The sequence below is a fragment of the Kribbella sp. VKM Ac-2571 genome (genome assembly GCF_004362255.1).
Classification (GTDB): domain Bacteria; phylum Actinomycetota; class Actinomycetes; order Propionibacteriales; family Kribbellaceae; genus Kribbella; species Kribbella pratensis.
Genome location: NZ_SNWS01000028.1, coordinates 22,161 through 35,379 on the forward strand (window position 1 = coordinate 22,161; position 13,219 = coordinate 35,379).

13 protein-coding genes are annotated in these 13,219 nt (G+C 69.4%); 8 read left to right on the forward strand and 5 right to left on the reverse strand.

The features are described from left to right. Positions 1-127 precede the first annotated feature (127 nt). Genes EV651_RS39510 through EV651_RS39520 form a run of 3 tightly spaced genes read left to right on the forward strand, consistent with a single transcriptional unit; the run spans position 128 to position 3,733 of the window. Positions 128-1,669, forward strand: a complete 1,542-nt coding sequence (locus EV651_RS39510; protein ID WP_238157505.1) for a sugar ABC transporter ATP-binding protein — start codon at positions 128-130, stop codon at positions 1,667-1,669. Beyond that, a complete protein-coding gene (locus tag EV651_RS39515; protein WP_133791080.1) occupies positions 1,666-2,712 on the forward strand; it encodes an ABC transporter permease in 1,047 nt (348 codons plus the stop codon). Before EV651_RS39510 ends, EV651_RS39515 begins: the two co-directional genes overlap by 4 nt. Positions 2,713-2,725: 13 nt before the next feature. After that, positions 2,726-3,733: a substrate-binding domain-containing protein gene (locus EV651_RS39520; protein WP_133791082.1), complete on the forward strand. Its 1,008-nt coding sequence runs from the start codon at positions 2,726-2,728 to the stop codon at positions 3,731-3,733. Positions 3,734-4,073: 340 nt separating this feature from the next. Here the strand turns inward: EV651_RS39520 and EV651_RS39525 are convergent, their stop codons facing one another. Continuing rightward, positions 4,074-5,066 carry a LacI family DNA-binding transcriptional regulator gene (locus EV651_RS39525; RefSeq protein WP_133791084.1) on the reverse strand — a complete coding sequence of 331 codons (993 nt, stop codon included), beginning with the start codon at positions 5,064-5,066 and terminating at the stop codon, positions 4,074-4,076. A gap of 118 nt (positions 5,067-5,184) precedes the next feature. Between EV651_RS39525 and EV651_RS39530 the strand changes: the two genes are divergently transcribed. Genes EV651_RS39530 through EV651_RS39540 form a run of 3 tightly spaced genes read left to right on the forward strand, consistent with a single transcriptional unit; the run spans position 5,185 to position 7,626 of the window. Continuing rightward, positions 5,185-6,615, forward strand: coding sequence for an NAD-dependent malic enzyme (locus EV651_RS39530; RefSeq protein WP_133791086.1), 1,431 nt, complete (start codon positions 5,185-5,187; stop codon positions 6,613-6,615). A gap of 56 nt (positions 6,616-6,671) precedes the next feature. Further along, the gene (locus EV651_RS39535) at positions 6,672-7,061 is read left to right on the forward strand and encodes a VanZ family protein (protein WP_238157506.1); all 390 of its coding nucleotides are present in this window, start codon (positions 6,672-6,674) and stop codon (positions 7,059-7,061) included. 7 nt (positions 7,062-7,068) lie between these two features. Then, positions 7,069-7,626: a YqgE/AlgH family protein gene (locus EV651_RS39540; protein WP_133791088.1), complete on the forward strand. Its 558-nt coding sequence runs from the start codon at positions 7,069-7,071 to the stop codon at positions 7,624-7,626. Between the two features lie 9 nt (positions 7,627-7,635). Here EV651_RS39540 and EV651_RS39545 read toward each other — a convergent pair whose 3' ends face one another. Next, positions 7,636-7,902, reverse strand: a complete 267-nt coding sequence (locus EV651_RS39545) for a DUF3039 domain-containing protein (protein ID WP_133791090.1) — start codon at positions 7,900-7,902, stop codon at positions 7,636-7,638. Between the two features lie 147 nt (positions 7,903-8,049). Between EV651_RS39545 and EV651_RS39550 the strand changes: the two genes are divergently transcribed. Further along, positions 8,050-9,828, forward strand: coding sequence for a DEAD/DEAH box helicase (locus tag EV651_RS39550; RefSeq protein WP_238157507.1), 1,779 nt, complete (start codon positions 8,050-8,052; stop codon positions 9,826-9,828). Positions 9,829-9,926: 98 nt separating this feature from the next. On the opposite strand, the gene EV651_RS39555 is transcribed toward EV651_RS39550, so the two are convergent. Then, the gene (locus tag EV651_RS39555; protein WP_133791095.1) at positions 9,927-10,673 is read right to left on the reverse strand and encodes a family 16 glycosylhydrolase; all 747 of its coding nucleotides are present in this window, start codon (positions 10,671-10,673) and stop codon (positions 9,927-9,929) included. Positions 10,674-10,720: 47 nt separating this feature from the next. After that, positions 10,721-11,563, reverse strand: a complete 843-nt coding sequence (locus tag EV651_RS39560) for a helix-turn-helix transcriptional regulator (RefSeq protein ID WP_133791097.1) — start codon at positions 11,561-11,563, stop codon at positions 10,721-10,723. Positions 11,564-11,664: 101 nt separating this feature from the next. Here EV651_RS39560 and EV651_RS39565 point away from each other — a divergent pair, with 101 nt between their 5' ends. Continuing rightward, the gene (locus EV651_RS39565; protein ID WP_133791100.1) at positions 11,665-12,393 is read left to right on the forward strand and encodes an SDR family NAD(P)-dependent oxidoreductase; all 729 of its coding nucleotides are present in this window, start codon (positions 11,665-11,667) and stop codon (positions 12,391-12,393) included. Positions 12,394-12,619: 226 nt separating this feature from the next. Here EV651_RS39565 and EV651_RS39570 read toward each other — a convergent pair whose 3' ends face one another. Further along, the gene (locus EV651_RS39570; RefSeq protein ID WP_202870736.1) at positions 12,620-13,168 is read right to left on the reverse strand and encodes an NUDIX hydrolase family protein; all 549 of its coding nucleotides are present in this window, start codon (positions 13,166-13,168) and stop codon (positions 12,620-12,622) included. Between the last annotated feature and the right edge of the window lie 51 nt (positions 13,169-13,219).

Consider the following 13,219-nt stretch of genomic DNA (forward strand, 5'->3'; position numbering starts at 1 on the left):
CACCGAAGCTGGGTCACGGTTCTTGCCGTTGACCCGGTGAGGGGTTGACGGGTCGGAGGGGCGCGGTCTAGCGTCCGGGAAATCGATTACTCGCCCGATCGGAGATGTGATGGCCGACCTTGTCAGGATGGCTGCGATCGGGAAGCGGTACGGCGGGGTGCAGGCGTGTCACGAGGTGGACTTCGTGCTCGGCGCCGGGGAGGTGCATGCCCTGCTGGGCGAGAACGGCGCCGGCAAGAGCACACTGATGAAGATCCTCTCCGGCGACGTGACGGAGTACGCGGGCAGCATCGCGATCAACGGCACCCCGGTGCGGTTCAGCGGCCCGACCGACGCGCAGGCCGCGGGGATCGCGATGATCCACCAGGAACTCGACCTGGTCCCCGGCCTGTCGGTCGCGGACAACATCTTCCTCGGCCGCGAACTACGGACGACGCTGCGCACAGTCGACCGCCGCCGGATGGAACGCGAGGCCCGCGAGCTCCTCGACCGCAGCGGTGTCAGCCTCGACCCGCGCCGGCCGGTCGGTGAGCTCCGCGTCGGCGAGCAGCAACTCGTCACGATCGCGAAGGCCATCTCGCTCGACGCGCGGGTGCTGATCATGGACGAGCCGACCTCCGCGCTGACCAGCTCCGAGGTCGAGCGGCTCTTCGACGTGATCCGCGAACTCCGGAGCAGCGGCGTCGGCATCGTCTACATCTCGCACCGGATGGAGGAGATCGCGAAGGTCGCCGACCGCGCGACCGTCCTCCGCAACGGCAAGATCGTCACCAGCTTCGACCCGCGCAAACTCAGTACGGCGGAAGTCGTCGAGGCGATGGTGGGGCGCCCGGTGCAGACCATGTTCACGACCCCCGACACCGACACCGGCGACGAACTGCTCCGGGTCGAGAACCTGAGCCTCAAGGCCCGCCGCCCACGCCCGGGCCGCCGTGATCCCGGCGGGATCTCGCTGACCGTCCGCTCCGGCGAGATCGTCGGCCTGGCCGGCCTGCTCGGAGCGGGCCGCACCGAGCTCCTCGAGACCCTGTACGGCGTCGCGCCCGCCGGCACCCGCACGGGCCGGATTCTCCTGCAGGGCAAGCCGATCCGTCCGCGCGGACCGCGTCAGGCGCTGGCCCACGGCATCGGATTCGTTCCGGAGGACCGGCGCGCGTCGGGGCTTGTGCTGTTCCACTCGATCCTCGCCAACACGGTCGTCTCGAGTCTCCCGTCGTACGGCCGGCTCGGGGTGATCGCGCGCCGGATGGAGCGTGCGGCGTCAACCAGGATGGCCGATCGGCTGCGGCTGAAGTTCGGCCGCCTGCAGGACGAGGTCGGCACGTTGTCCGGCGGGAACCAGCAGAAGGTCGTGTTCGGCCGGATGCTGCTCACCGAGCCCAAGCTGCTGCTCCTCGACGAGCCAACGCGCGGCGTCGATGTCGGCGCGAAGGCCGAGATCTACCGGTTGCTCGGTGACCTCGCGGCGCAGGGCCTCGGCGTACTGCTGGCCTCGTCCGAGCTTCCCGAACTCGTCGGGGTCTGCGACCGCGTCGTCGTACTGCGGGACGGCCGCGACGTCGCGTCGTTCAGTACGGCGGACTCCGGCGAAGGCGAACTGCTGGCCGCCGCGATGGGACAGGGCGAAGTGTTTGAAGAGGCTTTCGACGGTTCCGGAGGAGCGCAGTGACCGACGTACAGGACAAGATCCCGGACGGGACTGTCGGGGCGGCGACCCCGGTGGCCCAGTCGTCCGGCGGGGTGGCCGCCACGCTGTTCCGGTTCCAGAGCGTGTTCGGGCTGATCGCGGTCTTCGTCGCCGCGATCATCTTCTCGCCGCGCAAGAACGGCGCGATCCTGTTCGTCAGCGCGGACAACCTGGCGAACGTGGTCCGCGCAGTGTCCGAGATCGGGATCATCGCGGTCGGGATGACGTTCGTGATCCTGATCGGCGGAATCGATCTCTCGGTCGGCGCGGTGCTCGGGCTCGCCGCGGTCGGATCCGCCGTCTTGATGGTCGAGAACGATTGGGGCTTCCTGCCATCGGTCGTGCTGGTGCTGGCGATCGGCCTGGTCTTCGGTGCCCTGCAAGGGGTCGCGACCGCGATGATCGGGATCCAGTCGTTCATCGTCACGCTCGCGGGCCTGCAGATAGCACGCGGCCTGGCCCGGATCTGGTCGGGCGGCCAGGGTGTCGCGATCGCGTACGGCGACGGTCCGAAGGAGGCGCCGACCTCGTTCGCGCTGCTCGGTGAACGCACCTTCGGCGGCCTGGTACCGATCCCGGTGATCATCTTCGCGGTGGTCGCGATCGCCGCCGTGGTGTTCCTCCGCGTCAGCGCGTTCTCCCGGCACCTGTACGCCGTCGGCGGCAACGAGAAGGCCGCGCGGTTGTCCGGCGTACCCGTGGTCCGGGTCAAGATCGCGGTGTTCGCGATCTGCGGACTGCTCGCCTCGCTGGCCGGCATCGTGCACGCCGTCCAGCTCAACCAGGGCAGCCCGAACGACGGCATCGGTTACGAGCTGGACGCGATCGCCGCGGTGGTGATCGGCGGCACCAGCCTGGCGGGCGGCCGTGGTTCGGTCGCCGGAACGGTAGCGGGTGCGCTGCTGCTCGGCGTACTGAACAACATCCTTGCCCTGAACAACATCGACTCCAACATCCAGCTCCTGATCAAGGGCCTGGTGATCGTTGCCGCCGCCGCGCTGCAGCGACTCCGCCCCACCTCGTAAGGAAGGCTTCGTCATGCGCTCTGTACGAATCTCCCTGGCCGCCGCCGCTGTTGCCGCACTCGTGCTGGCCGGCTGCGGAACGACCAACGAACGGACGTCGGGCGGCGCGTCGCCCGGGTCGTCCAAGTCCTGCAAGGGAACCGACGGCAAGTACACGATCGGGATGAGCCAGGCGAACGTCGCCGAGCCGTACCGGCAGCGGATGGACGACGACATCCGGGCGGCCGCCAAGGACGTGCCGCAGTTCGATGTGAAGTTCGCGGACGCGGCGCAGGACAACGCCAAGCAGGTCGCGGACGTGGAGAACTACATCACCCAGCAGATCGACCTGCTGATCATCAGCCCGAACGAGGCGAAGCCGCTGACCGCGGTGGTCAAGAAGGCCTACGACAAGGGCATCCCGGTGATCGTGCTGGACCGGAAGGTCGAGGGCGACGCCTACACCGGGTTCATCGGCGGCGACAACGTGCAGATCGGGCGCGAGGCCGGGAAGTACATCGCCGAGAAGCTGCTGCCGCAGGGCGGGAACGTGGTCGAGCTCAAGGGGCTGGCCGGGGCGACGCCGCAGGCCGAGCGGCACCAGGGGTTCGTCGAGGGCATCAAGGGCAACCCGAAGGTCAAGGTGATCGCGAGCGCGAGTGGCGACTGGCTGCGGGAGAAGGGGCAGGCGCAGATGGACGCGCTGCTGAAGGCGAACCCGAAGATCGACGTCGTGTACTCGCACAACGACCCGATGGCCGAGGGCGCGTACCTGGCCGCGAAGGCGGTCGGCCGCGAGAAGGAGATGAAGTTCACCGGCATCGACGCGCTGCCGATCCCGTCCGGCGGTATCAAGGCCGTCGAACAGGGCCGCCTGTCCGCCACCTTCACGTACCCGACGAACGGCAAGGAAGCGATCGCCGCCGCCAAGAAGATCCTGGTCGACTGCGGCACCATCGAGAAGTCCCAGATCCTCCCCACCCGCCTCATCGACGCGTCCAACGCGGCCAAGATCTACGCCGAGGAAAACCCGACCGGCTGACCCACCCCTCGACAACCTCCCCGAACTGTTTTGGGGAGGTTTGCCCGCCCAAGTCGGGTGGTTGGCCTCCCCAAACTGTTTTGGGGAGGTTTGCCCGCCTAAGTCGGGTGGTTGGCCTCCCCGAACTGTTTTGGGGAGGTTTGCCAGCCTAAGTCGGGTGGTTGGCCTCCCCGAACTGGTTTGGGGAGGTTTGCCAGCCTAAGTCGGGTGGTTGGCCTCCCCGAACTGGTTTGGGGAGGTTTGCCCGCCCAAATCGGGTGGTTGGCCTCCCCGAACTGGTTTGGGGAGGTTTGCCCGCCCAGATCGGGCGGTTCGCCTCCCCGAACTGGTTTGGGGTGGGTCAGGGGCGGCGGGAGCTGGCTCGCTTGATGAGGCGGGCGCCGAGGGTGGTTGCGGTTGGTGGGCGGGTGGGGTCGGCGATGCGCGCGAGCAGGAGGCGGGCGGCGACGGCGCCGATCTCGTACGCCGGTTGCGCGACCACGGACAGCGGCGGGTCGACGAGCGCGGCCCACGGTGCGTCGTCGAATGTGACGAGGCCGACGTCCCGCCCCGCGCGCACACCGCGCTCCTGCAGGGCTTGCAGCACCCCGACCGCCATCGCGCTGTTCGCGATCAGAAGCGCGTCCGGCGGCTCGGGTTGCGACAACAGATCGAGGGCGGCCCGGTGCGCGCCGGCGGCCTTGTACTCGGTCCGCCGGACGAGCTTCGGCGTACGGCGGCGCGCAGCCTTGAGTGCGTCGCGGTACCCGGCGAGGCGGTCGTCGGCCGTCCGTACGCCGGCCGGTCCGGTGACGCAGCCGATCCGTTCGTAGCCTTGGGCAACCAAATGGGCGGTCGCCTCGCGGGCCGCGAGCCGGGTGTCGACCAGGACGACGTCACTGTCCTGGCCGGGCAGCGGCCGGTCCACCGCAACGTACGCCGTACCGCGCGACGCCAGTCTCGCGACCGTGGACGTCGGGCCGCTCGGGGACAGGATGACGCCCGCGACCCGTTCCTGGATGGCGATGTCGAGGTAGCGGTTCTCTTTCTCGACGCTCTCGTCGGAGTTGCAGAGCACCACCGAGTACCCGACCTCGTGCGCGACGTCCTCGACCCCGCGTGCGATCGCGGTGAAGAACGGGTTCTCCACGTCCGAGATGATCAGCGCCACCACCGCGGCCTCCTGGCGGCGCAGGTTCCGCGCCGGGCCGTTCGGCTGGTACCCGAGCTCGTCGGCCGCTTGCCGCACCCGCGCGGCGAGGTCCGGATCGACTGTCGGCTTGCCGTTCAGCGCCCGCGACACGGTCGCCGTCGACACCCCGGCGCGCGCGGCCACGTCGCTGACAGTCGGCACTCTGGCTCCCTTCCTGACGGAACAGTAACCGGTCGAGTAATGGATTACCCAGAGCTCTGTCGTGCACTTTACTTACGGAACCTCCGGGCATTACCAGTGACATGAGAGGATCACCCGCGTGACTGCATTGCCGAGTGTTTCGTACTCCATCACCGTTCGCCTCGAGGTGCCCGCGGGTGGCTCGACGGTGAGCAAGCTGACGACCGCGGTCGAGCAGGCCGGCGGTCTGGTCACCGCGCTCGACGTGACCGCGTCCGGTCACGAGCGGCTGCGGATCGACGTCACCTGCGCCGCGGCCGACACCGAGCACGCCGGCCGCCTGGTCGAGGCGATGCGCGCCGTACCGGGCGTCGAGATCGGCCGGGTGTCGGACCGGACCTTCCTGATGCACCTCGGCGGCAAGATCTCGATGGAGGCCAAGCACCCGATCCGCAACCGTGACGACCTGTCGATGATCTACACGCCGGGTGTCGCGCGGGTCTGCCTGGCGATCGCGGCCAACCCGGACGACGCGCGCCGGCTGACGATCAAGCGCAACAGCGTCGCGGTCGTCACCGACGGTTCCGCCGTCCTGGGCCTGGGCAACATCGGCCCGAAGGCCGCGCTGCCGGTGATGGAGGGCAAGGCCGCGCTGTTCAAGCGGTTCGCCGGGATCGACGCCTGGCCGTTGTGCCTGGACACCCAGGACCCGGACGAGATCGTCTCGGTCGTGAAGGCGATCGCGCCGGGCTTCGCCGGGATCAACCTGGAGGACATCTCCGCGCCGCGCTGCTTCGAGATCGAGGCCCGGCTGCGCGAGGAACTCGACATCCCGGTCTTCCACGACGACCAGCACGGTACGGCGGTCGTGGTCCTGGCGGCGCTCTACAACTCGCTGCGCGTGGTCGGCAAGAACATCAGCGACGTGCGGGTGGTGCTGTCCGGCGCGGGGGCAGCCGGAACGGCGATCCTCAAGCTGCTGATCGCGGCGGGCGTGAAGGACACCTGCGTCGCCGATATCGGCGGCGTCATCCACCCGGACCGCGACGGTCTGTCGCCGGAGCTGCGCTGGATCGCGGAGAACACCAACGCCGCCAAGTACAGCGGCGATCTGAAGGGTGCGCTGGCCGGTGCCGACGTGTTCATCGGTGTCTCCGCGCCGAACATCCTGACCGGCGCCGACATCGCCACGATGAACCCCGACTCGATCGTGTTCGCGCTGGCCAACCCGGTGCCCGAGGTCGACCCGGCCGAGGCCGGCGAGCACGCCGCCGTGGTCGCCACCGGCCGCAGCGACTACCCGAACCAGATCAACAACGTGCTGGTCTTCCCCGGTGTCTTCCGCGGCCTGCTCGACGCGCAGTCGTCGAAGGTGTCGATCGACATGGAGCTGGCCGCGGCGAAGGCCCTGGCCGGTGTCGTCACCGACGACGAGCTGAACGCGGACTACATCGTGCCGAGCGTCTTCCATCCGGAGGTGCACACGCGCGTCGCGCACGCCGTCCGCGACGCGGCCGGCGGCAAGGCCCCTGTGCACGAGAGCTTCCCGGACGACACCCCGGCGCTGTGAGCGGCCCTGTGACCGGCCCTGTGAGTGACCCTGTGAGTGACCCTGTGAGTGACGCTGTGACTGACACGGTTTCGGCGGACACCGGCTCGCGGATGCGGGTCTGGGCCTGGCGGATCGCCTTCGTCGCGGCGGTGGCGTTGCAGCTGTACGGCGTCTACGCGCCGCGCGAGGCGGGTCCGCACCTGGGGATCCCGCAGATCGACAAGGTCGCGCACTGCTTCCTGTTCGCGGCGGTCGCGTTCACCGGGACGAAGGTCGGGCTGCCGGCCCGCTGGTTGCTCGGGGCGCTGGTCGCGAACGCGGTCGTCAGCGAACTGGTGCAGCACTGGCTGCTGCCGCAGCGCGACGGCGATCCGTTCGACGCGCTCGCCGACGTGGCCGGGGTCGCGCTGGGGGCCTGGCTGGCCAGGTACGGGCGGAGCCGGGTGAGCCGTCTTACGCCATGATGGGGGTATGACGGCCTCGACCCTGACCGGTTCGCTGCTGGTGGCCACGCCGTTGCTCGACGAGCCGCCCTTCCGCCGGTCGGTGATCCTGCTGCTGGATCACGACGACGACGGCGCGCTCGGGGTGGTGGTGAACCGCGCCGCCGACCTGTCCGTGGGGCAGGTGCTGCCGAACTGGTCGTCCGCGGTCGACGAGCCCGGCGTGCTGTTCATGGGCGGCCCGGTCGGCACCGACAGCGCGCTCGCGGTCGCCGAGGTCGCCGAGTCCACGGACCCGCCCGGCTGGCGCGAGTGCTTCGGGCGGATCGGTCTGGTCGACCTCGACGTACCGCCGGCGCTGCTGGAGGGCGCGATCACCCGGATGCGGATCTTCGCCGGGTACGCCGGCTGGTCCGGCGGTCAGCTCGAGGGCGAGATCGCCGAGGGCGCCTGGTACGTCGTCGAGTCGGTGCCGGAGGACGTGTTCGGCCACGACCCGGACACCCTATGGCGCCGGGTCCTGCGCCGCCAGACCGACCAGATGGCGTACCTGGCGACGTATCCGGACGACCCGACCCAGAACTAGGCCGCGGGGCTACTCGTCCCCGCCCTCGTCGTCCGGGTTCAGCGAGTCCCAGATCTCCTTGCACTCCGGGCAGACCGGGAACCGCTGCGGGTCGCGGCTCGGGACCCACACCTTGCCGCACAGCGCGACCACCGGCGTGCCCATCACCATCGCCTCGGTCAGCTTGTCCTTCGGCACGTAGTGCGAGAACCGCTCGTGATCGCCCGGCTCTGCCGGCGACGTGTTGGTCCGCTCGTCGACAACCGTCTCCGCACCGGGGGTCAGCTGAGTACTCATACCCCCGAGTGTAGGACGTGTCACCAGCCGATCCGGAACTTTTCCACAACCCGCGGAATCCCCGATCTGATCTCGTCATCGATCTCGGGTAACCTTCCAGCCCGGCACACTGTCGACTTCGGGGAGTAGGTGTCTGTGGATTCGCACGTGCCGGCCAACCCTGCGGTCCTGCCACCGGCCTATCCGGACCGGGCCGCGTGGGGTACTGCGAGCAAGCTGCGAGCCTGGCAGGCCGAAGCGCTCCAGCTCTACCTGGACAAGAACCCGCGCGACTTCCTCGCGGTGGCGACACCGGGCGCCGGTAAGACGACGTTCGCGCTGACCGTGGCCGCCGAGCTGCTGCACCGGCGGCAGATCGAGCGGATCACCGTGGTCACGCCGACCGAGCACCTCAAGGTCCAGTGGGCCGAGGCCGCCGACAAGGCCGGGATCGCGATCGACCCCGCGTTCGCCGGGCGGCGCGGGAAGACGAACAAGGACTACCAGGGCGTCGCGGTGACGTACGCCGGGATCGCGGTGAACCCGCTGGCGTTCCGGGTCCGGACCGAGCGGTTCAAGACTCTGGTGATCCTGGACGAGGTGCACCACGGCGGCGACGCACTCAGCTGGGGTGACGGCGTCCGCGAGGCGTTCGAGCCCGCGACCCGCCGCCTCTGCCTGACCGGTACGCCGTTCCGCAGCGACGACAACCCGATCCCGTTCGTGACGTACGAGGAGGGTCACGACGGCGTCGCCCGGAGCAAGGCGGACTACACCTACGGGTATGGGCACGCGCTGCGCGACCACGTCGTACGTCCGGTGATCTTCATGTCGTACTCGGGCGAGATGCGCTGGCGGACCAAGGCTGGTGACGAGGTCGCCGCGCGGCTCGGCGAGCCGCTGACCAAGGACCTGACCGCCCAGGCGCTGCGGACCGCGTTGGACCCGGCCGGCGAGTGGATGGGTGCGGTGCTGGCGGCCGCGGACAAGCGGCTGACCGAGGTACGGCGGCACATGCCGGACGCCGGTGCGCTGGTGATCTCGGGCGACCAGAACACGGCCCGCGCCTACGCGAAGACGCTGCGCGAGCTCACCGGCGAGGCGCCGACGGTCGTGCTGTCGGACGAGAAGGCCGCGAGCAAGAAGATCCAGAAGTTCTCCGACGGCGACTCCCGGTGGATGGTCGCCGTGCGGATGGTGTCCGAGGGCGTCGACGTACCGCGGCTGGCGGTCGGTGTCTATGCGACGCCGACGTCGACGCCGCTGTTCTTCGCGCAGGCCGTCGGGCGGTTCGTGCGGGCCCGGAAGCGGGGTGAGACGGCGTCGGTGTTCGTGCCGTCGGTGACCCGGCTGCTCGGGTTCGCGGCCGAGATGGAGGTCGAGCGCGACCACGTCCTGGGCCGGAAGAACACAGGTGACGACGGCGACATCTTCGCGCTCGAGGACGACCTGCTGAAGCAGGCGAACCAGACCGAGGGCGCCAGCGACGAGCTCGAGGGGAACTTCGAGGCGCTCGGGTCGGACGCGAGCTTCGACCGGGTGGTGTTCGACGGCGGCGACTACGGCACCGGCGGCGACAACGCGTCCGACGAGGAGCTGGACTTCCTCGGGTTGCCGGGCCTGCTCGAGCCGGACCAGGTGCGGGAGTTGCTGCACAAGCGCCAGCAGAAGTCGCTGGCGGCGCAGAAGAAGTCGCAGCGCTCCACGAACGACCGTGAGGACCCCACACCGACCGAGCTGGCCACGCACGAACAGATCGGGCTCCTCCGTCGGGAGCTGAACGGTCTGGTCGCCGCCTGGCACCACCGCACCGGCCAGCCCCACGGCGTCATCCACAACGACCTCCGCCGCAAACTCGGCGGCCCGGCCGCAGCCCACGCCTCCTCCGCCCAGCTGAAGGAGCGAATCGACCTGATCCGCGACTGGGCCACCCAACGCCGCGCCTGACCCAGCGAGCATCCAACCGAGACCCCGGCGTCCCCCGCGGTTGGTGGGAAAGAAAGTTGCCCCTGGTGACCATTTCTTTCCCGACTGGGGCCTCGGCTCTACGAGCGGTAGACGCGGACGTAGTCGAGGTGCATTGACTCGGAGGTCACGGTGGGTGGGATCTTCGCGTAGACGAACAGGTCGAGGATCAGGGCGTCGCCGGTGCCGGCGTACCGGCCTTGGCGGCAGATTTCTTTGCCGTCCAGGTACCAGACGGTTTCGTCGGGGCCGAGTTGCTGGGCGATCGTGTGCCAGTCGGCGGTGAGGTCGGTGGGGGACTGGTAGGTGCAGCCGCCGCCGGGGGACTGGTGGTTGGTGAGGTAGAGCGCGTTGTGGTTGTCGCTGTAGAACTCGTAGGTGTCCTGCTCGTTGGAGCCGTTGCCGTTCCAGGTCCACGTGGACGGCCAGAAGCCCTTGGCGGACGGGAGTTTCAGCCGCGTCTCGATGTAGTCGCCCGGCTGTACGGCGAACGACTGTGACGGCTCGTGCCCGCACGCCTGTCCGGTGGTGATCAGCGCGCCGGACCACTCGTACCCCGGGGCCGGATTGTTCTTCTTCGCCGTCATGGTGAGCGTGCCGTCGTGCACCGACAAGGCATCCCACGTGTGCCACTCGAGTTGCTGGTTGCCCTTGTTTCCCAGGCATTGGTCGGCTTCCGCGTTCGAGTGGATGGCCCACTTGGTGCGGTCGATGGCCGTACCGTCGAACTCGTCGGCGAACACGAGAGTCCCCGGCGCAGCCTCCGCGGCCCGCAGCGGTACGACGAGCAACCCGAGCACGACCAACGCTGTAAGTAACTTACGCATCAGGCAAGCCTCTCCGTCGGAAACCAACGGATCAAACAGTCGCTTGATCAGGGCCCGGTTGTCAACTCCTGCAGGCCGATCACGTCCAGCAGGCGGATCGCCTGCTCGGACGCCGATCCCGGCTCGGCCGTGTACAGCACCACGCGCTGGTCGCGCTCCGGCACCACGAGCACCTCGCAGATCACGTCGATCCGCCCCACCTGTGGGTGGAAGATCGTCTGGCACAGCGTCTGCTGCCGTCCGACCTCGTGCCGCACCCAGATCTCCGCGAACTCCGGGCTGCCGGCCAGGAGGTCCTTGACCAACTGGGCCAGGGCTGGATCGTTCGGGTATGTGCTGGTCGCCGCGCGAAGATCGGCGGCCGCGTCGCGGGCGAACTCCCGGGTGGCCTCTTCGCCGAACAGTTCGGCCTGCCGATCGGTGAGGAAGCGGAGGCGGAGCAGGTTCCGGTCCCGCGGCGGGAGCGCGGAGAAGTCCGTGATCAGCGCCGCGGCCAATGGATTCCATGCGAGTACGTCGTACTTCGCGTCCAGGACGAGACCCGGTACGTCGAGCCGCGCGAGCATCCGCAGTACGCCGGTCCGCACCTCGGCGGACGGACCTGGCGGCGGCCCGGGCTGCTCGCCCGCGAGCCGGAACAGGTGCCCGCGCTCGTCGTCCGACAACCGCAGCGCGCGAGCCAGTCCGGTCAGCACCGCTCGGGACGGGCGTGGACCACGGCCTTGCTCGAGGCGGGTGTAGTAGTCCGTCGACATGGTCGCGAGGCTCGCCACCTCTTCCCGGCGGAGCCCGGGCGTACGACGGCGCAGGCCGGCGGGGAGTCCTACGTCGGCGGGTTGCAGGGCTTCCCGCCGTACTCGCAGGAACTCCGCCAGCCCGTCGCGATCCATGGTCCCAGGATCCCAGGCGACGGCGGGCTCAGCCAGGGACCGCCGATCCCAGCCTCAGCCGACTCTGCCTGATCGCAGCGGACCACCGGAGGGTGGATGCCATGAACACGACGAAGATCGCGCTCGTCACGGGCGCCAACAAGGGCATCGGCAAGGAGATCGCACGGCAGCTCGGGCAGGCCGGGTTCACCGTGCTGGCGGCGGCGCGGGACCTGCACCGCGGCGAGCTCGCGGTGAAGGAACTGGTTGCCGAGGGCCTCGATGTGGTCGGGATCCAGCTGGAGGTGACGGACGAGATGTCGGTGCGGGCGGCGGCCGAGCGGGTCGCGGCGGAGCACGGGCGGCTCGACGTACTGGTCAACAACGCGGCGATCATTCCCGCGGGTGACGATGCGGTGTCGCGGATCGAGCCCGCCGTACTGCGGTCTGCGTTCGAGACCAATGTGCTCGGGGTGGTGGGCGCGACGCAGGCGTTCCTGCCGCTGCTCAGGAAGGCCGAGGCGGCGCGGGTCGTGAACCTGTCGACGTCGCTGGCGTCGTTCGCGCAGGTTGGCGATCCGGAGTCGCGGCTGTCGACCGTGCTGACGCTTGGCTACAACGCGTCGAAGGCGGCGGTGAACATGGTGACGGTCATGCTCGCCAACGAACTGCGCGGCACCGGCATCCTGGTGAACGGCGCCGACCCCGGCAACTGCGCAACCGACATGGGCGGCTGGACCGCCCCTCGCACCCCCGCCCAAGGCGCAGCGGTCGCCGTCAGCCTCGCGACGCTCGGCCCCGACGGCCCAACCGGCCACGTATACGCCGAGGAAGGCCGCCTCCCCTGGTGAGCCCCACGACCTCTCGTGGGTCCACCCACCAGATGCAGGGTTCGCCCACGGGATCTCGAGCGCAAACCCAACCTCTGGTGGGCCAACCCACCTGAGTGCGTGCAGGTCAGACGATGGCGCCGGACCAGGCCAGCGCCTGCTTGAGCAGTTGGCCGTGGCCGCCGCACGGACCCTTCCACCCGTGAACCCACCACATCTACCTCGGGTGGGGCGGCGGTGGTGAGGGTCAGACGATGGCGCCGGACCAGGCCAGCGCTTGCTTGAGCAGTTGGCCGCGGCCGCCCTCCATGTCGTTGAGCAGGCTCGGGGCGAGGGCCTCTTCGGGGGTCAGCCAGGTGAGCTCGAGCGCGTCCTGGCGTGGGTTGCACTCGCCGGTGACGGGGACGACGTACACGAGCGCGACCGCGTGCTGGCGCGGGTCGTGCAGCGGGGTCATACCGGGGAACGGGAAGTACTCCGCGACGGTGACCGGGACCAGCGTGGCGGGGAGCCGCGGGAAGGCGGCCGGGCCGAGGTCCTTGACGATGTTGCGCTGCAGCGCGTCGCGGAGCGACTCGTTGTGCAGCACGCGGCCGGAGACCAGCGTGCGGGTGATCTCGCCGGTCGCGGCGGAGGTCCGGAGCAGGACCCCGATGTGCTCGATCTGGCCGGAGGTGTCGACGCGCACCGGGACGGCCTCGACGTACAGGATCGGTACCCGCGTCCGGGTCTCCGCGAGTGCGAATTCGGACAGCCAGCCGGGATTCGGGTCAGGCGTTTGCAACGACGACGTCATGAAGGACATCTTTGCTTACGGCTTGAAAGCGATCATGCACTGGGAGGGGAG